The organism is Actinomadura macrotermitis (assembly GCF_009604375.1).
GTDB lineage: Bacteria > Actinomycetota > Actinomycetes > Streptosporangiales > Streptosporangiaceae > Spirillospora > Spirillospora macrotermitis.
This window is the reverse complement of the sequence record NZ_WEGH01000003.1, coordinates 709,954-734,354: the sequence shown is the minus strand read 5'-3', so window position 1 is coordinate 734,354 and position 24,401 is coordinate 709,954. Positions and strand designations below refer to the sequence as shown.

Sequence of the window (24,401 nt, the reverse complement as noted above, 5' to 3'; positions counted from 1 at the left end):
GACGCCGTTGTGTGGCGGGGTCCCGGTCTGCGCGATGCGCTGCGTAGCGCGCGACTGAAGTGTCACCCCTTCCTCGCCCGCGCAGGCGGGAGGACGGCACGTGATTGGGGTCGGCCTGCGCCGAGGCGTGTTTCCCAGCGATCTGAGTGATCACGCGAGTGCGCTGCCAACCCGGGCGGGCCAGGCCGAAGGCGAGGCCCCTTGGGCCGGGCTTGAAAAAGGTAGGGCTAGCCCTACCTCGGGAGGCCGGAGCGCTGCATGGTCTGTGGCCTGGGGGTTCGGCAGGGTGGGGACGTACGGTGGACCAGGCACGGAGGGACGATGTGGGCGAGTTGAGCGCGCGGCGGACAGTGGTGGACGGCTCGTGGCGGCCCCTGGCGATGGCCGGGTCGTCGCTGACCTGGCGCGCCGCCGCCTACTTCGTGGCGCATGTCGCGATCGGGTTCGGGTGCTTCGTCGGGCTGGTGGTCGGGCTGGGCGTCTCGCTCGCCACCACGATCATCTGGGTGGGCATCCCGCTGCTGGTGCTGATGATGCTCGCGTGGCGGACCGTCGCGGCCGTCGAACGGCTGCTGCTCCGGGCCGCGTTCGGGGTGGAGGTGCCGAGCCCGTACCGGCCGCTGCCCCAGGGGCGCAACCCGCTGCGCAAGCTGAAGGTCATGTCGGCCGACCCGGCGACGTGGAAGGACCTGCTGTACGTCGGGCTGCTGTTCCCGGTGGCGCTGGTGGAGTTCCTCGTGGTCTTCCCGCTGTGGCTGGCCACCGGGATCCTGACCTTCCTGCCGGTGATCGTGCTCGTGGACGGCGGCGGCATGGAGGTCGGCGCCGGGAACGTCTCGTACTGGGCCGGCGACCCGCTGAGCGCGCTGCCGGTGACGGCCGTCGGGCTCGTCCTGCTGCTCCCCGCGATGTACCTCACGCGGACGCTGGCGATCGGGCACGTCCTGTACGCGCGTCTCCTGCTCGGCCCGAGCCGGTCGCAGGCCGAGAACAAGGAGCTGCGCGAGCGGACCGCGCACCTGCAGGCGAGCCGCGCCCGGGGCGTGGACGCGGTGGAGTTCGAGCGCCGCCGCATCGAGCGGGACCTGCACGACGGCGCCCAGCAGCGGCTGCTGGCCGTCGCGATGGACATCGGCCGGGCCCGCGCCAAGCTCGAGGACGACCCCGAGGGCGCGCGGGCCCTCATCGAGCAGGCCCACTCGGGCACCAAGGAGGCCATCGCCGAGCTGCGCGACCTGGCCCGCGGCATCTACCCCGCGATCCTGACCGACCGGGGCCTGGACCCGGCGCTGTCGGGCCTGGCGGCGCGCGCGCCGGTGCCGGTGCAGGTCGAGGTGGACCTGCCCGAGCGGCCGCCGGCGGCGGTGGAGAGCATCGCCTACTTCATCGTCGCCGAGGCCCTCGCCAACATCGCCAAGTACGCGCGGGCGACGCAGGCGTCGGTGCGGGCCGTCAAGGACGGCCCGTGGGTCGTGGTGGAGATCAGCGACAACGGGGTCGGCGGCGCCGTGGCGGCCAAGGGCGGCGGCCTGGCCGGGCTGGCCGACCGCGCCGCGACCATCGACGGGCTGCTGACCGTGGACAGCCCCGTCGGCGGCCCGACCGTCGTCCGCGCCGACCTGCCGTGCAGCTGGTGACGGCGCGGTCGGCGATACTGGGCCCATGCGGGTGGTGATCGCCGAGGATTCGGTGCTGTTGCGCGAAGGGCTGGTCCGGCTGCTGGCCGACGCCGGCGTCGAGACCGTGGCGACGGTGGGCGACGGCCCCGGCCTGCTCGGCATCGTCCAGGAGCACCGGCCCGACCTGGCGATCGTGGACGTGCGGATGCCGCCGTCGTTCACCGACGAGGGGCTGCGCGCCGCGCTCGCCGTCCGCGAGGCGGTGCCGGGCACCCCGATCCTGGTGCTGTCGCAGTACGTGGAGGAGCGGTACGCGACCGACCTCATCGGCGGCGGCGCCGAGGGCGTCGGCTACCTGCTGAAGGAGCGGGTCGCCGACGTCGCCGAGTTCATCGACGCGGTGCGCCGCATCGCGGCGGGCGGGACCGTCATCGACGCCGAGGTGATCGGGCAGCTGCTCGGCCGCCGCCGGGGCGGCGACCCGCTGCGGGACCTGACGCCGCGCGAGCGCGAGGTGCTCGGGCTGATGGCGCAGGGCCTGTCCAACGGGGAGATCGCGCGGGACCTGGTCGTCACCGAGGGGGCGGTGGAGAAGCACATCTCCAGCATCTTCATGAAGCTGGACCTGCAGCCCGCGCAGGGGGGGCACCGGCGCGTCATGGCCGTACTGGCCTATCTCGGGCACCGGGAGAGCTGACCGGGAATGCCCGATGACCTCGGCACGTTCGGGTATCTGGCACACTTGGTGTGCAACCGCTGCGGTACCGGTTCACGCTTCCCACATCTCCCGCGACGCCGTCGCGCGAGCCGAGGCGCCCGGCGACCGCTCCAGGCGAGGAGACTCTCATGAAGCCCGACATCCACCCGAACTACGTCGTCACCACCGTGACGTGCACCTGCGGCAACACCTTCGAGACCCGCAGCACCGCCGAGAACGGCGTGATCCACGCCGACGTGTGCTCCAACTGCCACCCGTTCTACACGGGCAAGCAGAAGATCCTGGACACCGGCGGTCGCGTGGCGCGCTTCGAGCAGCGCTTCGGCAAGAAGAAGTAGCGTTCGCCGCTTCACATGCAGTAAGGGGCGGCCCGGGGACACCGGTCCCCGGGCCGTTCGAAGCAGGCCACAAGGCCGGAACGGGCCAGGACGCACACCGTGAATCTCGACGAGCTCATCAGCGAATACGCCGACATCGAGGGTCGCCTCTCCGACCCGGCCGTGCACGCGGACCAGAACCTGGCGCGCCGGCTCGGCAAGCGCTACGCCGCACTGCGGCCGATCGTCGAGACCTACCGGGAGCTGACCGGCACCGAGGACGATCTGGGCACCGCCCGCGAACTCGCCGGTGAGGACGAGGCGTTCGCCGCCGAGGCCACCGAGCTGGAGAAGCGCAAGGGCGAGCTGGAGGAGCGGCTGCGGCACCTGCTGGTGCCCCGCGACCCCAACGACGACAAGGACACCATCCTGGAGATCAAGGCGGGTGAGGGCGGCGAGGAGTCGGCCCTGTTCGCCGGGGATCTGCTGCGGATGTACCTGCGCTACGCCGAGCGCGAGGGGTGGAAGACCGAGGTCATCGACTCGCACCCGAGCGACCTCGGCGGCTACAAGGACGTCACCGTCGCGGTGAAGGCCAAGGGCGGCGCCGAGCAGGGCGTGTGGACCCGGCTGAAGTTCGAGGGCGGCGTGCACCGCGTGCAGCGGGTGCCGGCGACCGAGTCGCAGGGCCGCATCCACACCAGCGCGGTGGGCGTGCTGGTCACCCCCGAGGCCGAGGACGTGGACGTCCAGGTCGACCCCAACGACCTGCGCATCGACGTGTACCGCTCGTCGGGCCCGGGCGGGCAGAGCGTGAACACCACCGACTCGGCGGTGCGGATCACGCACCTGCCGACCGGGGTGGTGGTGTCCTGCCAGAACGAGAAGAGCCAGCTCCAGAACAAGGAGCAGGCGCTGCGGATCCTGCGGTCGCGGCTGCTGGCGATCGCGCAGGAGGAGGCGGACGCGGCGGCGTCGGCCGAGCGCAAGAGCCAGGTGCGCACCGTCGACCGCTCCGAGCGGGTCCGCACCTACAACTATCCGGAGAACCGGATCTCCGACCACCGCGTCGGCTACAAGGCCTACAACCTGGACCAGGTGCTGGACGGTGACCTGCACAACGTCACCCAGGCCCTGGTGGACGCCGACATGGAACGCCGACTGGCCGAAGCCCAAGGATCATGAACCTGCTGCTCGACGAGATCGCCAGGGCCACCGCGCGGCTCGCCGACGCCGGGGCCGCCTCCCCGCGCGCCGACGCCGAGGAGCTGGCCGCGGCGGTGCACGGCGTGAACCGGTCCGAGCTGCACAAGGTGCCCGACAACGCGTTCGACGCCCGGTTCTGGGAGTACGTGGCGCGGCGCGAGGCGGGCGAGCCGCTGCAGCACATCACCGGCCGCGCCTTCTTCCGCTACCTGGAGCTGAAGGTCGGCCCGGGGGTGTTCGTGCCCCGGCCCGAGACCGAGGTGATGGTCGGCTGGGCGCTGGAGACGCTGCGCGACATGGACGTGCGCGACCCGCTGGTGGTCGACCTCGGCACCGGTTCGGCGGCGATCGCGCTGTCGATCGCGCTGGAGGCGCCGCGGGCGCGGGTGCACGCGGTGGAGAAGGACCCGGCGGCGTTCGTGCACGCCACCCGCAACGTCGAGGAGCTGGACGAGCGGGGCCGGGTGCGGCTGCACCTGGACGACTTCGCGTCGGCGCTCGGCGAGCTGGACGGCACCGTCGACCTGGTGGTGTCCAACCCGCCCTACATCCCGATGAGCGAGTGGGAGTACGTGCCGCGCGACGTGCGCGACCACGACCCGGCGGACGCGCTGTGGGGCGGCGGCGACGACGGCCTGGACGCGATCCGGGCGGTGGAGCGGACCGCGCGGCGGCTGCTGCGCCCCGGCGGGTACGTCGCGGTGGAGCACAGCGACCTGCAGGGCAACGGCGTGTACTGGACCTTCGCCGAGGAGAACGGGTGGCGGGACGTGCGCAACCGGCGCGACCTGACCAACCGGGACCGTTTCGTCACCGCGCGCCTCGGCACCGACTGAGCGAAGGAAGTTCTCGTGAGCCGACGTTACGACTGCTCCGACCCGATGGAGCGCAGCCGCGGCATCGCCGAGTCGGCCTCGGCGGTGCGGCGCGGTGAGCTGGTGGTGCTGCCGACCGACACCGTCTACGGGATCGGCGCGGACGCGTTCACCCCGGCGGCGGTGACGGCGCTGCTGAACGCCAAGGGGCGCGGCCGGGACATGCCCCCGCCGGTCCTGGTGGGGTCGGTGCGGGCCGCCACGGCGCTCGTGGAGGACCTGGGGACCTACGGGCAGGACCTCATCGACGAGTTCTGGCCCGGGGCGCTCACGCTCGTCTGCAGGGCCAACCAGAACCTGTTGTGGGACCTGGGGGAGACCAAGGGCACGGTCGCGGTCCGGATGCCGATGCACGAGCTGGCGGTGGAGCTGCTGAAGGAGACCGGGCCGCTGGCGGTCAGCAGCGCGAACCTGAGCGGCAGCCCGGCGGCCCGCACGGCCGCGGAGGCCGAGGGGATGCTCGGCGACTCGGTGTCGGTGTACCTGGACGGCGGCCCGTCGGGGCACGGCGAGGCGTCCACGATCGTGGACCTGACCGGGGCGATCCCGCGGCTGCTGCGCGCGGGCGCGATCCCCGAGGACAAGATCCGCTCGGTGGTCGGCGTGCTGCTGACCGACGAGGACGCCGAGGACGGGGACCCCGCGGGCGAGCCCGCCGACGAGCCCGCCGGGAAGATCTCCCTCCACAAGGACGACGACAAGTAGCCCTTAAGGGCCCCGCCGGACGGTTCCGGCGGGGCCCTCGCGCGTCGGGTCAGCGGACCTTGTAGATGCGCTTCCAGGTGTTGCTGCACGCCGACTTCTTCGGCGTCTTGATGTTGTAGCCGCACTCGCGGACGTAGAGGCGGTCGGTGTTGGTGGAGGAGAAGACGGTGCCGACGTGGCCACCGCCCTTGGCGGCGTCGAAGGGGACGCGCTTGCCGTTCGCCAGGCGGTACAGCACCACCATGCCCGAGTAGTGGTCGCGCTTGCCCTTCTCGCGGGCCAGGAACTGCACCGCGGGGGCGTAGCCGTTCTTCTTGTGGTCGTAGATCGCGCCGGTGACCTTGACGGACGAGGAGGAGCGCGCCCACTTGCCGTTGGCGCTGACGGAGGAGTAACCGTCCTTGGTCTTCCAGGTGCCGCCGGCGGCCGCGTCGGCGGTGGTGGCCAGCGCGCCCAGGCAGGTGACGGCGAGGCCGGTGGTGACGGCCAGCGTGGCGATACGCCGCATATGTCCCTCTTTACGTGTTCTGGTGGGAAATGTTCGGCCAACCTAGCAGCGCACCGGACCGGGCCTGCCACGGACCCGCAGGTCAGCGCTCCATGGCGTCCAGCAGGGCGCGCATGTCGACCAGGGCCGCGCGGGCGTGCTCGGCGACCTCGGCCAGGGCCCGCGCGGCGTGGCCGGGGTCGCCGGCCAGGCCCTGCTCGGCGGTGCGGACGAGGCGCGCGGTGTGGTCCAGGACGGTGCCGCGCAGCCCGATCGCGACGCGGGTCCGCTCGGCGATGACGGCCTCGCCGGTGCGTTCGGCCATCGTCTCCAGGGCCGTGGCCTCCCAGCGGCGGCCCCGGCGGGCGACGGCCTTGCCCCAGGCCCAGAAGGGCAGCAGGAGCAGCACGGTCAGCGGATAGCCGACGGCCGCGCCGAAGACCGCCGGGCCGGCGCCGCGGGTGCCGTCGTCAACGGCGACCGCGACGGCGAACGCGACCGGCCAGGGGATCGCGGCGAGGAAGGGCGCGGGCCAGGTGCGCCGGCCGCGGCGGGCGTGGCAGGCCACGGCGTAGACGGCGATCATGGGGGCGGGGACGCCGAAGATCATGACGCCGAGCAGGGCGGGGGAGTAAGGGCCGGCCGCCAGGGCCCAGGCGGTGTCGAAGAGGGTTAGCGCGCCGAGGACGAGGTAGGGCGCCCGCCGCCGCCACCAGAGCGGCACCGCGCGCAGCAGCAGTGCGAGCACGACCGGCAGCGCCGGGCCGATCGTCCAGCCCCTCAGGACGGGGTCGGGCGGGACGAAGGCGGCCAGCGGCGGCAGCAGCCCGCAGAACAGCACGACCGAGCCGTCCAGGATCTCCGCCCAGCCCGGGCCGCGCCGGGGCGGCGACAGGGGCAGTTCGGCGCGGACCGTCCAGCCGCCGTCCGGGGAGGGCGCCGCGGTCAGCGTGCCGCCGACGGCCTCGGCGCGCTCACGCATGCCGGCGATGCCGCGCCCCGAGCCGAGGGAGGGGACGGGCGCGCCGCCCTCGGGCGCCCGGTTGGCGACGGTGAGGCGGACCACGCCCGAGCCGTGGCAGACCTCGACCGCGACGGGCGCCCCCGGCGCGTAGCGCATCGCGTTGGTGAGCGACTCCTGCACGATCCGGTACGCGGCCGTGGCGACCTGCGGGCGCAGCCGCCGGGCACGGCCCTCGAACGCCAGCGAGACGGGCACGCCGAGCCGGGTGAGGCCCTGCCCGAGGGGCGGCAGCAGGGTCTCCAGGGTGCCGTCGCCGCCGTCGGCGCCGACGACCTCGACCAGCCGGGTCAGGGAGTCCAGCACGTCGCGGCCGGTCTCGGCGGCGGCCGCCAGGGCGCGCCCGGTCAGGTCCGGGTCGTCCAGCCGGGCCGCGGCCCCGCTGTGCACGACGACCGCGCTGAGGTGGTGCCCGGCGACGTCGTGCAGGTCGCGGGCGAGGCGGCGGCGCTCGGACGCGGCGGCGTCCCGGCGCTCGCGGCCGGCCGCGGCGAGCCGCTCGGCGAGCGCGGCGCGGCGGGCCCGGTGCTGGCGCCGCAGCTGGCCGAGCGCGGTGATCACGACGTAGGACAGCACGCCGAAGAACTCCGACATGGCCGCGTCGGCGGGGCCGTCGCGGGTCGGCAGGTAGGCCAGGAACTGGGCGAGCCAGGCCGCGGCCGCGCCGATCATCGCGGTGCGGCGGGGCCGGTGCACCGCCACCGAGTAGAGCGCGACGGCGTCGGCGATGCCGCCGGCCAGGGCGTCGTCCCGGCCGATCAGCGTGATCCCCGCCGCGCCGGCCGCCACGGTGAACGCCAGCACCGGGACGGGCGCGGCGCGGCGCCAGATCAGCGCGGTGGCGCAGAGGAGGACGGCCACGGCCGTCACCGCCCACTGCCGGCGCGTCAGCGGGTCGCCGGCCACGATGTCGGCGAGCAGCCAGGAGCCGCCGAGCTGCGCGCACGCCAGCACGGCGGGGACGGCGAAATCGGCGACGGTGAACCGCCCGGACGTCCCGTCCCCCGATGTGCGCACCCGATGACCATAGGCGGAGCGGCGTGCGCCCCGGCACGCCCGCCCGTGCGCCCATGGGCGTTGACGGCGCGGTTGACTGATCGAAGCGGTGGGCGGTTTCCCGATCGCTATGATCCCGAGGTGCCCACCGCTCCCGCTCCCGTCGCCATGGCGGCGGTGCTGAGCCTTTATCAGCGGCAGCACGCCGGGCTCGTCCGGATGGCGGTGCTGCTGGTCGGGGACGAGGCGACGGCCGAGGACGTGGTGCACGACGTCTTCGTGCGGATGCAGGACAAGGCGCCGCGCCTGGAGGACGAGGGCAAACTGCTCGCCTACGTGCGCGCGGCCGTTCTGAACGGATGCCGGATGGCGTTACGGCGCCGTAAGGTGATGTGGCTGCATGCCGAGCCGCATCAACCGCCGGTGTGGTCGGCCGAATCGGCGGTCATCCTGAGCGAGGAGCGCCGCGAGGTGATGCGGGCCCTGCAGAAACTGCCGCGCCGTCAATGTGAGGCGCTGGTGCTGCGCTACTACATGGACCTGTCCGACGAGGAGATCTCCCAGGCCATGGGGATCAGGCCGGGGACCGTCCGCTCCACGATGGTCCGGGCGTTGACGGCGCTGTCGCGCGAGCTGGGGGAGAGGGCCTGATGGGCGGCGTGGAGGACCGGCTGCGCGACGCGTTGCACGCCACCGCTGCGACGGTCGAGGCGCGCGAGCCCTCGCCGCTGCCCGCGTCCGGGCCTCGCCATGCCCCCGCGAGGCGATGGGCGGTCCCGGTGTTCGCGGTCGTCTCGGTGCTGCTCATGGTGGCCGCCATCCTGGTGGTGCACCGGAACCTGGACACCGGGCCCGACCGCAGGCTCCAGCGCCCGCCGGGGATGCCCGGATTCATCTTCGCCAGTGTGCCGGCGGCCGGTGCGGGCAAGCCGTCCGAGGTGCAGGTCCGTGAGTCGGCGACCGGACGGCTGCGCGGTTCGGCGCAGGCGCCCGCCGGGACCAGGTTCGCGAATGTGGCCGCGGCGGGCGACGGCCGTGCGTTCTTCGCCGTCCGGCAGCCGGCCGGTTCCCGGTCCTGCCGATTCGTCATCGAGCGGTTCGAGGTGGACGAGACGGGCCGCATCGTGCGGCGGCGGCCGGTCGGCGGCACGTTCGAGGGCAGGAGTGTCGGCGACGTGGCGTTGGCGGTCACCCCCGACGGCCGGCGGCTCACCTACGCCGCCGACGGATGCGGTCTGCGGGCGCCAGGGATCGTCGGGGTGGTCGACGCCCTGAGCGGTGCGGAGCGGCGGTACCCCGTCGGCGCCGGCGGAGCGTCGAACCTGTCCCTGAGCGCGGACGGCCGGACGTTGTTCTTCGCCCGCAGGGTCGAGACCGGAGCCGCGTCCGGGCACATCGAGCTGCGCCGGGCGGCGGTGCTCCCCTCCGGAGAGATCCCTTCGCTACTCGCGGGCGACGGTGTGATCCGCCGGATGCCCTCGGCGGGCCGCGATGTCGTCGTCACGGCGGTCCCGGACGGCCGCACCCTGTTCCTGGTGGAGATGCGCGCGGTCGCAAAGCAGGGCGGTACGCGGCAGCCGGAAGGGCGGGTGACGGGCGGCTCCGACGGGTCCTTGGAAGTGGCCGCGCCCGATAAGTCCTTCGAGATGTCCCCGGTCGGGGACGCCTTCGAGGTGATCTCGGCCGAGGACGGTCGCCAGACGGGGATGCGCCGGATTTTCGGGACCTCGATGTTCGGAAAGCCGATCATCAAGTTCGACGTCTCCGGCCGTTACCTCCTGTCCGACTCCGGACTGGTCGACCTGCGGGAGAACGGCCCGCCGCGGGTGGTGCAAGGCCTCCACGGGGTCTTCGACGCCGACTGGTGAGCCGGCGCACGGCCGGGATCGCGCTCAGCGTTCCCTGGCGCCCAGGACCGCGCGGGCGTGCTCGGCCGACGCCTGCGCGGCCAGGTGCCGCCGAGCCGTGCGCACCCGACGACCATGGGCGGAGCGGCGTGCGCCCCGGCACGCCGCGGGTGAGACCATGCCTCACGTGCGTACCAGGCTTCGCGGGCCGCTGATCGCCCTGTGCTGCCTGCTCGCGGTCGCCGCCTCCGCCCCGCCCGCCCCGGCCGAGCGCATCCCCACCTACGACGTGCTGCTGGACCTGCGCCCGGACGGCACCGTGCACGTCCGCGAGACGATCACCTACGACTTCGACACGGCCGGCGAGCACGGCATCGAGCGGCGCGTGCGCTACCGGATCGGCCGCCGGCTGTACGGCGTCCACGACGTGCGCGCCGGTTCCTCCACCGGCGCGCCCGCCCGCGCCCGCACGCTGACGCTGCCGCACGACGTGCAGATCACCGTGGGGGACCGGGACCGCACCGTGCACGGCCGCCAGGCGTACGTGATCGAGTACGTGGTGACCGGCGCGTTCACCCCCGCCCCCCGCAGCGCCGTGCTGACCTGGGACGCCCTCGGCACCGGCTGGGACGTGGCGATCGGCGAGGCCGCGGTGCGGGTGGTCGCGCCGGTGCCGCTCCGGCACGCCGGCTGCCGGGCGGGCCGGCCGCCGCTCACCGTGCGCTGCCGGCGCGACCGCGACGGCCCCTACGCGATCGACTTCACCCAGCGCGGGCTGCGCCCGCACGAGGGCATGACGGTCAAGGTCGTGCTGCCGGAGGGCGCGGTGCGGGTGCCGCCGCCGCGGTACGCCGCGCCGTACTGGACCGGCGGCTGGGCGGGCCTGGCCGCGCTGGCGTGCGCGCTGCTCGCGCTCGTCCCGCTGTCGCGCCGCCCGGCGCCGGGCCGGGCCGCCGGGCCGGTCCTGCTCGGGGGCGGCCTCGCGTTGATCGTCTGGGACGTTTCGGACGACATCGTGCGCCACGGCCTCTGGGGTTTCTCGGCGGGCGACACGGCCCTGACCGGCCTCGCGCTGGTGGTGGCGGGGGCCGGTGCGCTGTGGGCGTACCGGTGCGACGGGCCGTTTCGCGCAACGGTCACCGGGAGAGGGGATTAGAGTTGGTCGGAACGCCGCCGCGTGAACATTTCGCCCGCCGCGGTCGTCGTAGTTCGTCATAGTCGTCGTACGGGTGAACGGTGAGGGAGGCGCGGGGGCGTTGCGGGAGTACCTGCTGACCATCCTGGTCGCCGCGCTCGTCACCTATCTGCTCACCCCGGCGGTGCGGCGCTTCGCGGTCTGGTTCGGCGCGCAGGCCGCCCCCCGCGACCGGGACGTGCACACGATCCCGACGCCCCGGCTCGGCGGCCTGGCGATGTTCGGCGGGGTGGTGGCGGCGCTGGTGGTCGCGACCGGCCTGCCGGAGATGAAGCGGGTGCTGGCCAACGGCGACATCACCGTCGGCAAGGCGCTGCTGCTGGCGGGCGGCCTGATCGTGCTGATCGGCATCGCCGACGACCGGTGGGAGATCGACGCGCTCACCAAGTTCGCCGGGCAGGTCGCGGCGGCCGGCATCTTCATCATGCAGGGCATCCAGCTGTACGTGATCCCGCTGCCCAACGGCACGCCGCTGTCGCTGCCGCCCACCTACGGTGTGCCGCTGACGGTGCTGGTGGTGGTCGCCACCATCAACGCGGTGAACTTCATCGACGGCCTGGACGGCCTCGCCGCGGGCGTCGTCGGCATCGCCGCGATGGCGCTGTTCTTCTACGCCTACCTGCTGTCGAAGTCCAACGGCCTGACGACGCTGAGCGGCGCCACGCTGACCGCCGCGGTGCTGGTCGGGGCCTGCGCCGGGTTCCTGCCGCACAACTTCAACCCGGCCCGGATCTTCATGGGCGACACCGGGTCGATGCTGATCGGGCTGCTGCTCAGCGCGTCCACGATCATGCTCACCGGGCAGTTCGACCCGGCGCTGCTCGGCGCCTACAAGCTCTTCCCGTTCTGGGTGCCCCTGCTGCTGGTCCCGGCGGTCGCGGCGGTGCCGTTCGTGGACATGCTGCTGGCGGTGTGGCGGCGCACCAACCAGGGGCGGTCGCCGTTCGCGCCCGACAAGCTGCACCTGCACCACCGGCTGCTGGAACTCGGCCACTCCGTCCGGCGCGCCGTGCTGATCATGTACTTCTGGGTCGGGCTGGTGGCCGCCGGGCTGGTCTGGCTGGCCAACACCAACTCGCAGCTGCTGGTGACGTCGGTCACCGCCGGCATCGCGGTGGCGGGCGTGGCCGTGATGGTCGCGGCGCCGCGGGTGGCGGCGCGGCGCGCGCCGGCCGAGCCCGAGCAGCCGCAGCCGCCGCGTTCGCGCGAGCCCGCCAACCCCCTCTAGCGGGCCGGCGGGGGCCCCGGGACGGACGATCCGGTGCCTACCGGCGGGTAACATCACTGACGGCGTCCCGGGCGCGTGAGCGCGCCCCCGCCTTTCCCCGGAATCGGTTCCCCGGCCTGGGCTACAGTCCGTGGTACGCGGGTACGCGGGTGCGCAGCGTGCCCGCCACCCTGCGTTAACCCGTTACCTCTAGGGTAATTGCGGACGTTCTGGACGCTTGTGATACCTTTCACGAACAAGAGACGAACACTGAACGTGACCAGCCGGAGCCCCTGATGCAATCTTCCGACGCCCGGATCCTCCGCGGCGCCGCGATCCCCTCCGGCCTCGCCGGCATCGCCGCCGTTCTGGCCGGCCTGCTGCTCGGCGGGGCCAAGGGAGCGCTGGGTGCCGCCATCGGCGTGATCGTCGTGCTCGCCTTCTTCTCGATCAGCGTCGTCGCGGTGAGCTACGCCTCCAAGATCTCGCCGCAGATGATGTTCGCCGCCGCGGTCTTCAGCTACATCACCAAGCTGCTGGTGATGCTGGTGCTGGTCGCGGTGTTCCAGGACGCCACCGCGTGGAACCCCGCCGCGTTCGCGTACACGGTCATCGCGCTGACCCTGGTCTGGATCGGTGCCGAGATCCGCACCACGCTGAAGACCAAGACGCTCTACGTGGACCCCGCGCCGTCGCCCGGCGCCGAGCCGGCCACCAAGGCCGACGCGGACCGGAGCCCCTGATGGACCCGCTACCGGCCCGTCGATCCGCACCGGCCCGCCGGTCCCGTTCCGGCATGGCTGGAATGGACTACTCCAATATGACCACCAGGGGGGTGGCCTGCTATGGTCCGTCCTGCGAAGAGCGAGGAGGAGCACCGGCCCGATCCGGGGTCCGAGGATTCGGACCACCGAGGCTTCGCCAACGCCGCCTGGGCCATCCCGAGCTACATCTTGAGCGGGATGGCGGTCTACGGCGGTCTCGGCAAGCTGCTGGATCACTGGCTGGGCACCTCGGCGCTGTTCCCCATCGGAATCCTGGTGGGCCTCGCTCTAGCGATCTACCTGGTCTTCCACCGCTACGGCCGCTGAGCGCGCCGCCGGCGCGGAAGACCTGCGCGACATCTCGCACCACCCCGCGGCCCTCGGGTCCGCAGACGAAGTACAGCCGACTGACCTGCACAGTCACCGACGAAGGGACTGCCGCGTGAGCGCGCCGCACCTCCTCGCCTCCGGGAGCGGAGATGAGTTCGAGGCCCCGGGCCTGCACATCTTCGATTGGGGCCCGCTGATTCCGAGTGGCCCGGCGTGGCTGGACTGGCTGACCAAGCCGACCCTCATCGTCATCCTCGCGGGACTGCTCATCACCGTCTTCGCCTGGCGGGCGTTCGGCAATCCCAAGCTGGTCCCCAAGGGTGTGCAGAACGTCGGCGAGGTCGGCTACCTGTTCGTGCGCGACCAGGTCGCCCGGCCGATGATCGGCAAGGACGGCGACAAGTGGATGCCGTTCCTGTTCTCGACGTTCTTCTTCGTCCTGTTCATGAACCTCGCCGGCGTCGTGCCGGTGCTGCAGCTGCCGGCCACCTCGCACATCGCGATCCCCATCGTGCTCGCGATCGTGGTGTACCTGATGATGCTCTTCCTGAGCATCAAGCACCAGGGCCTGGTCGGCTACTTCAAGAACATGATGTTCCCGCCGGGCCTGCCCGCGCCGCTGTACATCATCCTCGCGCCGATCGAGCTGCTGTCGAACATCGTCCTGCGGCCGTTCACGCACGCGGTGCGACTGTTCGCCAACATGTTCGCCGGCCACCTGCTGATCGCCTTCTTCTCCACCGTCGCCTGGTGGTTCCTCGCCGAGAAGCTCACCGTCCTCGGGGCGGGTGTGGGCGTTGTCGGCTTCCTCATGACGATCATCATGACCGCGTTCGAGATCTTCGTGCAGAGCCTGCAGGCGTTCATCTTCACCCTGCTGGCCGCCTCCTACATCGGTGGCGCGCTGCACCCTGACCACTGACCGGACCTTCACCCGCAACCGCAAGCCTCCGGTGGGCAGGACGCCCCGCCGGTCGACTGAAAAGGAAAGAGCACATGCTCGCTGAAGCCGTCAACGTCCTCGCCTCCGCTGACAAGGTCACCGGCAGCCTCGGTTCCGTCGCGTACGGCCTGGCCGCCATCGGCCCGGGCATCGGCGTGGGCATCATCTTCGGCCAGGGCGTGCAGGCCATCGCCCGCCAGCCCGAGCTGACCAACGTCATCCGTCAGAACATGCTGCTGGGCTTCGCGCTCACCGAGGCGCTCGCCCTCATCGGTTTCGTCGTGCCGTTCGTGCACAAGTAAACCGCCCCTGCTACGTCTGACAGGAAGGCGGAACCCACATGATTAACCTGCTGGCCGCCAATGTGGTGGCTGAGGGTGGGGATAAGAGCCCCCTTCTGCCCGACACCGCCGAGCTGGTCGTCGGCACGATCGCGTTCCTGATCGTGCTGGTCCTGGTCGGCAAGATGTTCGTCCCGAAGATCCGCCAGACCCTCGAAGAGCGGTCGAACGAGATCGAGGGCGGACTGGAGCGGGCCGCTGCCGCGCAGAAGGAGGCCAAGGCCACCCTGGAGCAGTACCAGGCCAAGCTGAGCGAGGCGCGCCACGAGGCGTCCCGGCTCCGCGAGGAGGCTCGCGAGCAGGGTGCGCAGATCATCGCGGAGATGAAGGAGCAGGCCCAGAGCGAGGCCCGCCGCATCATCGACTCCGCGCACGCGCAGATCGAGGCCGAGCGCCAGCAGGCGCTCAACTCGCTGCGCGGCGAGATCGGCGCCCTGTCGGTCGAGCTGGCCGGCCGTGTCGTCGGCGAGTCCCTCGAGGACACCGCCCGGCAGAGCCGCGTGGTCGACCGGTTCCTGGAGGAGCTGGAAGGCCGCGCTCGCAGCCAGGAGCAGATCACATCATGACCATCACGGGAGCGGTGAGCAGGGCGTCGCTGGCCGTGGCCAGGGAGCGTCTCGAGGCGGTCCTCGCCTCGGCCGACCCGGCCGGGCTCGGCGGCGACCTGTTCGCGGTGCTGCACCTGATCGACCGTGAGCACGGCCTGCGCCGGGCGCTGTCGGACCCGTCGCGCGACGGGGCGGGCAAGGCGCAGCTCATGCGGGCGCTGCTCGAGGGCAAGGTCTCACCGGCCGCTCTCGAGCTGGTCGCCGATGTCGTGCGGCTGCGCTGGTCCAAGCCGTCGGAGCTGTCGGACGCGGTGGAGATCCTCGCGGTCGCCGCCGAGTCCGCCCGCGCCGAGGCCGACGGGCGCATCGACGACCTGGAGGACGAGCTGTTCCGGTTCTCCCGCGTCGTCGAGGGCGCCCCGGAGCTGCGGGGCGCGCTCGCGAGCCCCGCGCTGCCGGCCGACCGCAAGCAGAGCGTCCTGGACGACCTGCTGGACGGCAAGGTCACCCCCTCGGCCAAGACGCTCGTCTCCGAGCTGGTGCTGCGGCCGCGAGGACGTAGCCTGGAAGGCGGCCTGGCCGAGTACGGCAAGCTCGTCGCGCAGCGGCGGCAGCGGCTGGTGGCGCTCGTGCGCACCCCGGTCGACCTGTCGGCCGAGCAGCGCACCCGGCTCGCGGCGGTGCTCGCCACCGCCTACGGCCACGAAGTACACCTGAACATCGAGATCGACCCGAGCACGGTGGGCGGCCTGTCCATCCAGCTCGGGGACGAGATCATCGACGGCACCATCGCCGGGCGGCTGGACGAGGTCCGCCGGCGGCTCGCAAGCTGACACCAAGCTGCCGAGCTGACCCCACAAGGGAGCAAGAGAGGAATCATGGCGGAGCTGACGATCCGTCCGGATGAGATCCGGAACGCGCTGGAGCGCTTCGTCCAGTCGTACGAGCCTGAGGCCGCCGCGCGCGAAGAGGTCGGCACCGTTGTCGATTCCGGCGACGGTATCGCCCACGTCGAGGGCCTGCCCTCCGTGATGGCCAACGAGCTCCTCGAATTCGAGGACGGCACCCGTGGCCTGGCTCTGAACCTGGACGTGCGCGAGATCGGCGCCGTTGTCCTTGGCGACTTCAGCAAGATCGAGGAGGGCCAGAAGGTCCGCCGCACCGGCGAGGTCCTCTCGGTCCCGGTCGGCGACGGCTTCCTCGGCCGTGTCGTGGACGCGCTGGGCAACCCGCTGGACGGCAAGGGCGCCATCGAGTCGACCGAGCGCCGCGCGCTGGAGCTGCAGGCTCCTTCCGTCGTGCAGCGCCAGTCGGTCAAGGAGCCCCTGCAGACCGGCATCAAGGCCATCGACGCGATGACGCCGATCGGCCGCGGCCAGCGCCAGCTGATCATCGGTGACCGGCAGACCGGCAAGACCACGGTCGCGGTCGACACGATCATCAACCAGCGGGAGAACTGGGCCACCGGCGACGAGAGCAAGCAGGTCCGCTGCATCTACGTCGCGGTGGGCCAGAAGGGCTCCACGATCGCCAACGTGCGCCGCACCCTCGAAGAGGCCGGCGCGCTGGAGTACACCACGATCGTGGCGGCCCCGGCCTCGGAGCCCTCGGGCTACAAGTACATCGCCCCCTACACCGGGTCCGCGATCGGCCAGCACTGGATGTACCAGGGCAAGCACGTCCTGATCGTCTTCGACGACCTGTCGAAGCAGGCCGACGCCTACCGCGCGGTCTCGCTGCTGCTGCGCCGCCCGCCGGGCCGTGAGGCGTTCCCCGGCGACGTCTTCTACCTGCACTCGCGTCTGCTGGAGCGCTGCGCGAAGCTGTCGGACGACCTCGGCGCGGGCTCGATGACCGGCCTGCCGATCATCGAGACCAAGGGCAACGACGTCTCGGCGTTCATCCCGACCAACGTCATCTCCATCACCGACGGCCAGTGCTTCCTGGAGACCGACCTGTTCAACCAGGGCGTCCGCCCCGCGGTGAACGTCGGTATCTCGGTCTCGCGAGTCGGCGGCTCGGCGCAGATCAAGGCGATGCGCAAGGTCTCCGGCACGCTCCGCCTGGCGCTGTCGCAGTACCGCGACCTGGAGGCCTTCGCGGCCTTCGCCTCCGACCTGGACGCCGCCTCGCGCGCCCAGCTGGACCGCGGCGCCCGCCTGGTCGAGCTGCTCAAGCAGCCGCAGGGCTCGCCGTTCCCGGTCGAGAAGGAGGTCGTCTCGGTCTGGGCCGGCACGTCCGGCGAGCTCGACGAGGTCCCGGTCGAGGACATCCGCCGCTTCGAGGCGGAGTTCCTGGACCACCTCGAGCGCACCAACGGCGGCCTGCTCACCGGCATCCGCGAGACCGGGCAGCTCACCGACGACGGCCTCACCGCCCTCAAGGACTCCATCACCGAGTTCAAGAAGGGCTTCGAGACCTCGGCCGGGGAGATCCTGGGCGAGGAGTCGGTCGAGCCGATCGAGGACGAGGCGGTCGAGCAGGAGACGATCACCCGCGTCAAGAAGGACTGACCCGCCATGGCCCAGCTCCGGCAACTGCGGCAGCAGATCAAGTCGGTCAAGTCGACCGCCAAGATCACGCGTGCCCAGGAGATGATCGCGACCTCGCGCATCGTCAAGGCCCAGCAGGCGGTGGCGGCCTCCAAGCCGTACGCCGACCAGATCACCCAGGCCCTGACCGCGCTGGTCAGCCACAACGTCGGCATCGACCACCCGCTGCTCAACGAGCAGCCGGAGGACAAGCGGACCGCGGTCCTGGTCATCACCAGCGACCGCGGGTTCTGCGGCGGCTACAACGCCAACGTCATCCGTGAGGCCGAATCGCTCATGGCGGCGCTGCGCGAGCGGGGCCGGGAGCCGATCCCCTACCTGGTGGGCAACAAGGCCATCACCTGGTACAAGTTCCGGGACCGGGAGTTCGCCGAGTCCTGGAAGGGGTTCAGCGACCGCCCCGACTTCGCCAGCGCGGAGCGGGTCGGCCGGCGGCTGACCGAGGACTTCCTCAAGACCGACGCCGAAGGCGGGGTCGGGGAGATCCACGTGGTCTACACCGAGTTCGTGTCGATGCTGACGCAGAACGTCCAGGTCCGCCGGCTGATCCCGTTGGAGATCACCGAGGAGACGCTCGAGAAGGGCGCCGTCCTGCCGGCGTACGAGTTCGAGCCGACCGCCCAGGCGGCGCTCGACCTGCTGCTGCCCAACTACATCGAAAGCCGCATCTTCCACATGATGCTGCAGTCGGCCGCCTCCGAGCACGCCGCCCGGCGTCGTGCGATGAAGTCGGCGACCGACAATGCCAATGACCTGATCGGGGTCTACACGCGCCAGATGAACCAGGTGCGCCAGGCCGCGATCACCCAGGAAATCAGCGAGATCGTCGGTGGCGCTGACGCGCTCGCCGATTCTGGCGGGGAGTGAGAATGACTGCTCAGGTAGAGACGGCGACGGCCACCGGGCGCGTCGCCCGGGTCATCGGCCCGGTCGTCGACGTGGAATTCCCCGCCGACGCCATCCCGGAGATCTTCAACGCGCTCAACGTGGACGTCACGCTGGGCGAGGAGACCAAGACGCTGACGCTGGAGGTGGCGCAGCACCTCGGTGACAACATGGTCCGCGCGATCTCCATGCAGCCGACCGACGGCATGGTGCGCGGCGCCTCGGTGTTCAACTCGGGCCACCCGATCGAGGTGCCCGTCGGCGACGTCACCAAGGGTCACGTCTGGAACGCCCTCGGCCAGTCCCTGGACGTCCCGACGGCCTCCCTGGAGGTCACCGAGCGCTGGGGCATCCACCGCAAGGCGCCGGCGTTCGACCAGCTGGAGAGCAAGACCGAGATGCTGGAGACCGGCATCAAGGTCATCGACCTGCTGTCCCCGTACGTCAAGGGCGGCAAGATCGGCCTGTTCGGCGGCGCGGGTGTGGGCAAGACCGTCCTCATCCAGGAGATGATCCGCCGCGTCGCCAAGAACTTCGGCGGCACCTCCTGCTTCGCCGGCGTCGGCGAGCGCACCCGTGAGGGCAACGACCTCTGGGTGGAGATGGAGGAGGCGGACGTCCTCAAGGACACCGCCCTGGTCTTCGGCCAGATGGACGAGCCCCCGGGCACCCGTCTTCGCGTGGCGCTGTCGGCGCTGACGATGGCGGAGTACTTCCGGGACGTCCAGGGCCAGGACGTGATGCTGTTCATCGACAACATCTTCCGGTTCACCCAGGCCGGTTCCGAGGTCTCCACGCTGCTCGGCCGCATGCCGTCCGCGGTGGGCTACCAGCCCACCCTGGCCGACGAGATGGGCGTGCTGCAGGAGCGGATCACCTCGACCCGGGGCCACTCGATCACCTCGATGCAGGCGATCTACGTCCCCGCGGACGACATCACCGACCCGGCGCCGCACACCACGTTCGCGCACCTGGACGCCACCACGGTGCTCTCGCGCGGCATCTCCGAGAAGGGCATCTTCCCGGCGGTGGACCCCCTGGACTCCACCTCCCGGATCATGGACCCGCAGATCCTCGGCAAGGAGCACTACGACGTCGCGCAGGAGGTGATCCGGATCCTGCAGAAGTACAAGGAGCTCCAGGACATCATCGCCATCCTGGGCATCGACGAGCTCTCCGAGGAGGACAAGGTCACCGTCAAGCGGGCGCGGCGCATCGAGCGCTTCCTGTCGCACCCGATGTACGTGGCCGAGCAGTTCACCGGCCAGCCCGGTGTCACCGTCTCGCTGGACGAGACGATCTCCTCCTTCAAGGGGATCGCCGAGGGCAAGTACGACGACCTGCCCGAGCAGGCGTTCTTCATGTGCGGTGGCATCGACGACGCCATCCAGAAGGCCAAGGAGCTGGAGAAGTAGTCCGCTCCGGCGGGCCCGGGCCGGCCTCGCGCCGGCCCGGGCCCGCCGGTCCGCTCCAGTATTCGGAGGATAGAACGTGGCAACCCTGAAGGTAGGGCTGGTCTCGCCCGAGCGCGAGATCTGGTCCGGCGAGGCCAAGCTGGTCGTCGCCCAGACCATCGAGGGCCAGCTCGGCATCATGCCGGGCCACGCCCCGGTGCTCGGCGTCCTCCTCGACGGCAGCGTGGTGAAGATCGAGCCCGCCGACGGCGGCGAGCCGGTCTCGGCGATGGTCGGCAGCGGCTTCTTCTCCATCGCCGGCGACGAGGTGTCGGTGCTGGCCGAGCAGGCCGAGCTCGGCTCGGAGATCGACGTCGAACTCGCCCGCCAGGAGCTGCAGAACGTGCTCTCGGCCGGCGACGACACCACGGCCGAGCGCCGGGCGCGGGCGCGCCTGCGCGCGGCCGGCGCCGACGCCTAGCCGGTAGCCGGGCGTACGTGGGCGAGCACCTGGCATGGGACGCGGGCGGGGTGCTCGCCGTCGCCGTCCTGCTGGTCGCGGCGCTGCTCGCCGCGCTGGCGGTGCGGCGCTGGCTGTTCGTGCGCGGCGGTGGTGCCGTCGAGTGCAGCCTGCGGGTGCTGCCGCGTGACGGCGCGCCCGGCGCGTGGCGGCTCGGCATCGGCCGCTACAAGGGCGACGTGCTGAACTGGCACCGCGTCTTCGGTTTGCGCAGAAGACCCCGGCAGGTGATCCACCGCCGGGGTCTTGTCGTCTCCGGCCGCCGCGAGCCCGCGCCGGGCGAGGCGGAGGGGCTGCTGCCGGGCGTCACCGTGATCGAGGTGCGCGACGGGGAGCTGACCGTGGAGCTTGCGATGAGCGCGGCGGCCCTGACGGGTTTTCTGTCGTGGCTGGAGGCCGCGCCGCCAGGATTTCCGGTGGATCTGCCGCAGTCCGAATGATGGGCCTTGTGTGGATGTGGACGAAGAGGCATGATCAACGCCATTCGGCTTCCTCTGCACACAGGAGCGCATGTGCGAAAGTTCGCTATCGGGGCCGCCGTGGCGCTGACCGCGTCACTCGGCGTGGTCCCGCAGGCCGCCGCCGCCTCCCAGCCTGACCTGGCGAAGCTGGTCACGGTCAAGGACATCCGCCGCCACCTGGAGGCCTTCCAGGAGATCGCCGACTACAACGGCGGCAACCGCGCGGCCGGCGCACCGGGCTTCGAGGTCTCGGTGAAGTACGTGGTCAGCCAGCTGAAGAAGGCCGGCTACACGCCGCAGATCCAGAAGTTCGAGTTCGACTACTGGGCGGAGAAGTCGCCGGCGGCGTTCGCGCAGACCGCGCCCGGGCCGGCCGACTACAAGCCCGGCACCGACTTCCTGACCATGCAGTACTCCGGCTCGGGCGACGTCACCGCGGCCGCGACGGCCGTGGACGTGCCCGCCGAGGGCGCCGGCAACGCCGGCTGCGAGGCGGCCGACTTCGACGGCTTCGCCAAGGGCTCGATCGCGCTGATCCAGCGCGGCACCTGCAGCTTCGCGATCAAGGCGGAGAACGCCAAGACCGCGGGCGCCTCCGCCGTGGTCATCTACAACCGGCCCGACGAGCAGGGCCCGGTCAACGGCACGCTCGGCGCGCCGTTCTCGCTGCCGGTCCTGGCCACGCCGTACGCGCTCGGCGCCGAGCTGGTGAAGGCCGCGCAGGCGGGCACGCTGAAGCTGCACGTCAAGACCGACACCGAGAGCGGCAAGAAGCCCGCCTCCAACGTGATCGCCGAGACCAAGTACGGGCGGTCCGACAACGTCGTCGTGGTCGGCGCGCACCTGGACAGCGTCCCCGAGGGCCCGGGCATCAACGACAACGGCTCCGGCTCGTCGACGATCCTGGCCGTCGCGCAGCAGATCGGCAAGCTGGGCAAAAAGGGCCTGAAGAACAAGGTCCGCTTCGCCTGGTGGGGCGCCGAGGAGGAGGGCCTGCTCGGCTCGGAGCACTACGTCACCACGCTGCCCGACGCCGAGAAGGCCAAGATCGCGCTGAACCTGAACTTCGACATGACCGCCTCGCCGAACGGCGTGCGCGGCGTGTACGCCGGCTCGGTCGAGGGCGCCCCGGCGGGCTCGGGCGCGCTGGAGAAGATCTTCAACGACTACTACGCCAAGCGCAAGCTGCCGACGGTCCCCTCGGAGTTCAACGGCCGCAGCGACTACGGGCCCTTCCTGGAGGCGGGCATCCCGGCGGGCGGCATCGACACCGGCGCCGAGGGCATCAAGACCGCCGAGGAGGCCAAGATCTTCGGTGGCACGGCGGGCCAGCCCTATGACGCCTGCTACCACGCCAAGTGCGACCGCATCACCAACATCAACTGGAACCTGCTGGACACCAACGCCGACGGCGTCGCCTACGCGACCCAGAAGCTGGCGCTCAGCACGCTCCCGGTGAACGGCGAGGCGCTGCGCACCGCCAAGCGCCGCGCGGCCCTGAAGCAGGCCGCCGAGTACCGCGGCGGGCACCTGGTCCGCTGACCCGGTCCTCCGCAGCAAAGCGGGGCCGCACCCCTTCCCGGGGTGCGGCCCCGCCGCATGTCACTTGGGGGCGTGGGTCTTCGCCAGCCGCACGCCCAGCGCGCACGCCTCCATGAAAGCGTCCCGTCCCAGGGGGAACCTCCCGCCGCCCTTCACCCCCTCCTGGTAGGAGATGGCGCAGAAGTTCGCCGGGAGCCTCCCCGACACCGCGGCCATCCCGGCGGCCATCTGGATCATCGTCTTGCGGGTGTACTTCTTGCCCGCGGGGTCGATCATGACGACCTGCGTCCCGGTCACCCCCGGGGGCTCGGGGGTCAGGTCCCGCGAGGCGCTCGCCCTGGGGGTCGCGGGCGTGGACGTGGCGGGCGCCGGGCCGGTCGGGGCGCCGCCCGCGGCCGGTGTCGTGGCGGACGACGCCGACGCCCCCGCCGCGGGGGCCTTGTCGTCCTGGCAGGCCGCGGCCCCTGCCATCAGCATCCCGGCGGCCAGCAGAACTGCGGTGCGGTTGATGGCTCTCTCCTCAGCGTTCGCCCATGAGATCGGGGCGGACCCTAACAGACTCCTCCGCGCTCCAGGCGGCGATCTCGGCGAGCAGCGGCCCGGGAACGTCGGCGTAGAAGCGGATCGCGTGGACCTCGGCGCGCGCGCCGAGCGGCCGCACGATCGTGATCGGCCTGGTCAGCTCGATCAGCACATTGGTCTGGGACGCCACCGCGACGGCCAGCCGCCCGTCCGTGACGCCGACATGGCCGTTCTCGTCGAAGCGGCGGATCTTCCGGACCGACGCGATCCGCTCGCGGGGCACCCGCACGTCCAAGAACGCGCCGTAGCGGATGCGCAGTCCGTCCGGGGAGACGACGTGGGGGCGGGTGACGCAGGAGGCGATGACGGCGAGCACGGCCAGGACCGTGTAGCCGTCGAGGAAGAGGAAGAACGCCCGCAGGCCTGCGGGCGCGTCGAACGCGCGCAGGAGGATCTCCACCGCGAACAGCTCCACGACCATCGCGAACAGGAACAGCGACGTCATGGCCGTCTGCGCGCCCGAGTAGGGAACGGCGGTCGCGCCGGGCGGCACGCCGTGGCGGCGGCGCGCGACCCACAGGGCGAGACTCGCCATGCCCGTGAGGTCGAAGCCCGCGATCCGGCGCAGCTTCGTGATCATCGTGTCCGCTCCTTGCGCAGGAGCGTCACCAGGTGGCGGAAGACCGCGGTCTGGGCGGGGGACATCTCCGTCGACATGGTGTCCAGCCAGCGCGCGGTCTCCGGCGACCGCAGGCTCCCGGCCATCACCGCGGCGATCTCGGCGGGCAGGTAGGCGGCCAGGTCGCGGGCGAGGGCGGTGACGCGGGGGTCGGCGGGATCGGCGTCCGCGAGGCCGTCGAGGCGGGCGTAGAGCTCGCCGGCCCGGCCGGCGGTGGCGGGGTCGGTGAGCGGCCGGAACAGCTCGGCCATCCGGGCGCGGTCCTCAGGGGAGGCGCCGGTGTCGGCCAAGAGCAGCATCTCGCGGTCCAGCTCGGCGAACTTCGAGCCGCCGCGCGGCAGGGCGCGCAGGACCTCCGCCATGCCGGGCGACACCACCGAGTCGGGGTGCGGGTCCGCCTCGGCGAGCAGGTGCGCCAGCCGCTCCCGGCGCGCGGCGATCGCCTCCTGCTGCCGCGCCAGGTCGGCGTCCAGCTCCCGCAGGATCTCGCGCAGCTCCCGTCCCCGGTCGTCGCCGAGGACGTCGCGGATCTCCTCCAGCGACAGGCCCAGCTCGGTGAGGCGCCGGACGCGGGCGAGGGCGACCGCGTCGCGCAGGCCGTACTCGCGGTAGCCGTTCGCCCGCCGCTCCGGCTCGGGCAGGAGGCCGAGATGGTGGTAGTGCCGCACGGTCCGGGTGGTCACCCCGGCCAGCGCGGCGAGTTCGCCGATCCGCATGCCTTCAGTAG

At 71.9% G+C, this 24,401-nt stretch carries 27 protein-coding genes; 22 read left to right on the top strand and 5 right to left on the bottom strand.

The annotated features are described in order from the left end of the window. Positions 1-323 precede the first annotated feature (323 nt). The 6 genes from ACRB68_RS24675 (at position 324) to ACRB68_RS24650 (ending at position 5,440) form a co-directional block, all read left to right on the top strand. Complete coding sequence (locus ACRB68_RS24675) at positions 324-1,637, top strand: sensor histidine kinase (RefSeq protein WP_328594718.1); 1,314 nt, start codon at positions 324-326, stop codon at positions 1,635-1,637. A 25-nt stretch (positions 1,638-1,662) separates the two neighbouring features. Continuing rightward, complete coding sequence (locus ACRB68_RS24670; RefSeq protein WP_153536328.1) at positions 1,663-2,316, top strand: response regulator transcription factor; 654 nt, start codon at positions 1,663-1,665, stop codon at positions 2,314-2,316. A gap of 149 nt (positions 2,317-2,465) precedes the next feature. After that, the gene (gene rpmE / locus ACRB68_RS24665; RefSeq protein WP_153536326.1) at positions 2,466-2,675 is read left to right on the top strand and encodes a 50S ribosomal protein L31; all 210 of its coding nucleotides are present in this window, start codon (positions 2,466-2,468) and stop codon (positions 2,673-2,675) included. 99 nt (positions 2,676-2,774) lie between these two features. Further along, entirely contained in the window at positions 2,775-3,839 is a 1,065-nt protein-coding gene (prfA, locus tag ACRB68_RS24660) for a peptide chain release factor 1 (protein ID WP_328594717.1), read from the top strand. Then, entirely contained in the window at positions 3,836-4,696 is an 861-nt protein-coding gene (gene prmC / locus ACRB68_RS24655; RefSeq protein WP_153536325.1) for a peptide chain release factor N(5)-glutamine methyltransferase, read from the top strand. Before prfA ends, prmC begins: the two co-directional genes overlap by 4 nt. Positions 4,697-4,711: 15 nt before the next feature. After that, positions 4,712-5,440: an L-threonylcarbamoyladenylate synthase gene (locus ACRB68_RS24650; protein ID WP_328594716.1), complete on the top strand. Its 729-nt coding sequence runs from the start codon at positions 4,712-4,714 to the stop codon at positions 5,438-5,440. A gap of 49 nt (positions 5,441-5,489) precedes the next feature. Here the strand turns inward: ACRB68_RS24650 and ACRB68_RS24645 are convergent, their stop codons facing one another. Together ACRB68_RS24645 and ACRB68_RS24640 are read right to left on the bottom strand one after the other, a co-directional pair. Further along, positions 5,490-5,948: a hypothetical protein gene (locus ACRB68_RS24645; protein WP_153536323.1), complete on the bottom strand. Its 459-nt coding sequence runs from the start codon at positions 5,946-5,948 to the stop codon at positions 5,490-5,492. 82 nt (positions 5,949-6,030) lie between these two features. Then, the gene (locus ACRB68_RS24640) at positions 6,031-7,965 is read right to left on the bottom strand and encodes a sensor histidine kinase (protein ID WP_153536321.1); all 1,935 of its coding nucleotides are present in this window, start codon (positions 7,963-7,965) and stop codon (positions 6,031-6,033) included. A 120-nt stretch (positions 7,966-8,085) separates the two neighbouring features. Between ACRB68_RS24640 and ACRB68_RS24635 the strand changes: the two genes are divergently transcribed. From ACRB68_RS24635 to ACRB68_RS24560, 16 genes are all read left to right on the top strand, one after another. Beyond that, on the top strand, positions 8,086-8,595 hold the full coding sequence (locus ACRB68_RS24635; protein WP_328594714.1) for a SigE family RNA polymerase sigma factor: 510 nt from the start codon (positions 8,086-8,088) through the stop codon (positions 8,593-8,595). After that, positions 8,595-9,812, top strand: coding sequence for a hypothetical protein (locus ACRB68_RS24630; protein WP_153536319.1), 1,218 nt, complete (start codon positions 8,595-8,597; stop codon positions 9,810-9,812). Before ACRB68_RS24635 ends, ACRB68_RS24630 begins: the two co-directional genes overlap by 1 nt. Positions 9,813-9,978: 166 nt before the next feature. Beyond that, positions 9,979-10,947 (top strand): DUF2207 domain-containing protein, encoded by a 969-nt coding sequence (locus tag ACRB68_RS24625; RefSeq protein ID WP_194293432.1) that lies wholly within the window; start codon positions 9,979-9,981, stop codon positions 10,945-10,947. 73 nt (positions 10,948-11,020) lie between these two features. Then, positions 11,021-12,214: an MraY family glycosyltransferase gene (locus ACRB68_RS24620; protein ID WP_328594712.1), complete on the top strand. Its 1,194-nt coding sequence runs from the start codon at positions 11,021-11,023 to the stop codon at positions 12,212-12,214. Positions 12,215-12,489: 275 nt separating this feature from the next. After that, positions 12,490-12,936, top strand: coding sequence for a hypothetical protein (locus ACRB68_RS24615; RefSeq protein WP_153536315.1), 447 nt, complete (start codon positions 12,490-12,492; stop codon positions 12,934-12,936). 102 nt (positions 12,937-13,038) lie between these two features. After that, the gene (locus ACRB68_RS24610; protein WP_153536314.1) at positions 13,039-13,284 is read left to right on the top strand and encodes an AtpZ/AtpI family protein; all 246 of its coding nucleotides are present in this window, start codon (positions 13,039-13,041) and stop codon (positions 13,282-13,284) included. A gap of 115 nt (positions 13,285-13,399) precedes the next feature. Continuing rightward, positions 13,400-14,209 carry a F0F1 ATP synthase subunit A gene (gene atpB / locus ACRB68_RS24605; RefSeq protein ID WP_328594710.1) on the top strand — a complete coding sequence of 270 codons (810 nt, stop codon included), beginning with the start codon at positions 13,400-13,402 and terminating at the stop codon, positions 14,207-14,209. 74 nt (positions 14,210-14,283) lie between these two features. Beyond that, positions 14,284-14,532: an ATP synthase F0 subunit C gene (atpE, locus tag ACRB68_RS24600; protein ID WP_153536312.1), complete on the top strand. Its 249-nt coding sequence runs from the start codon at positions 14,284-14,286 to the stop codon at positions 14,530-14,532. A 38-nt stretch (positions 14,533-14,570) separates the two neighbouring features. Beyond that, positions 14,571-15,137 (top strand): F0F1 ATP synthase subunit B, encoded by a 567-nt coding sequence (locus ACRB68_RS24595; protein ID WP_194293431.1) that lies wholly within the window; start codon positions 14,571-14,573, stop codon positions 15,135-15,137. Next, positions 15,134-15,952 (top strand): F0F1 ATP synthase subunit delta, encoded by an 819-nt coding sequence (locus ACRB68_RS24590; protein WP_153536310.1) that lies wholly within the window; start codon positions 15,134-15,136, stop codon positions 15,950-15,952. Before ACRB68_RS24595 ends, ACRB68_RS24590 begins: the two co-directional genes overlap by 4 nt. A 45-nt stretch (positions 15,953-15,997) precedes the next feature. After that, a complete protein-coding gene (atpA, locus tag ACRB68_RS24585; protein WP_153536308.1) occupies positions 15,998-17,632 on the top strand; it encodes a F0F1 ATP synthase subunit alpha in 1,635 nt (544 codons plus the stop codon). A 6-nt stretch (positions 17,633-17,638) separates the two neighbouring features. Continuing rightward, positions 17,639-18,538, top strand: a complete 900-nt coding sequence (locus ACRB68_RS24580; RefSeq protein WP_153536306.1) for a F0F1 ATP synthase subunit gamma — start codon at positions 17,639-17,641, stop codon at positions 18,536-18,538. Between the two features lie 2 nt (positions 18,539-18,540). Beyond that, positions 18,541-19,971, top strand: coding sequence for a F0F1 ATP synthase subunit beta (gene atpD / locus ACRB68_RS24575; protein WP_153536304.1), 1,431 nt, complete (start codon positions 18,541-18,543; stop codon positions 19,969-19,971). A 76-nt stretch (positions 19,972-20,047) separates the two neighbouring features. Continuing rightward, complete coding sequence (locus tag ACRB68_RS24570) at positions 20,048-20,431, top strand: F0F1 ATP synthase subunit epsilon (RefSeq protein WP_328594709.1); 384 nt, start codon at positions 20,048-20,050, stop codon at positions 20,429-20,431. 17 nt (positions 20,432-20,448) lie between these two features. Further along, on the top strand, positions 20,449-20,910 hold the full coding sequence (locus ACRB68_RS24565) for a DUF2550 domain-containing protein (protein ID WP_328594708.1): 462 nt from the start codon (positions 20,449-20,451) through the stop codon (positions 20,908-20,910). 72 nt (positions 20,911-20,982) lie between these two features. Further along, a complete protein-coding gene (locus ACRB68_RS24560; RefSeq protein WP_328594707.1) occupies positions 20,983-22,473 on the top strand; it encodes a M28 family peptidase in 1,491 nt (496 codons plus the stop codon). 60 nt (positions 22,474-22,533) lie between these two features. Here ACRB68_RS24560 and ACRB68_RS24555 read toward each other — a convergent pair whose 3' ends face one another. The 3 genes from ACRB68_RS24555 to ACRB68_RS24545 are packed head-to-tail and all read right to left on the bottom strand — an operon-like array spanning position 22,534 to position 24,390. Beyond that, positions 22,534-22,944, bottom strand: coding sequence for a hypothetical protein (locus tag ACRB68_RS24555; RefSeq protein ID WP_153536300.1), 411 nt, complete (start codon positions 22,942-22,944; stop codon positions 22,534-22,536). 49 nt (positions 22,945-22,993) lie between these two features. Next, entirely contained in the window at positions 22,994-23,635 is a 642-nt protein-coding gene (locus ACRB68_RS24550; protein ID WP_153536298.1) for a hypothetical protein, read from the bottom strand. Then, positions 23,632-24,390 carry a MerR family transcriptional regulator gene (locus tag ACRB68_RS24545; protein WP_153536296.1) on the bottom strand — a complete coding sequence of 253 codons (759 nt, stop codon included), beginning with the start codon at positions 24,388-24,390 and terminating at the stop codon, positions 23,632-23,634. Before ACRB68_RS24545 ends, ACRB68_RS24550 begins: the two co-directional genes overlap by 4 nt. Positions 24,391-24,401: the final 11 nt, after the last annotated feature.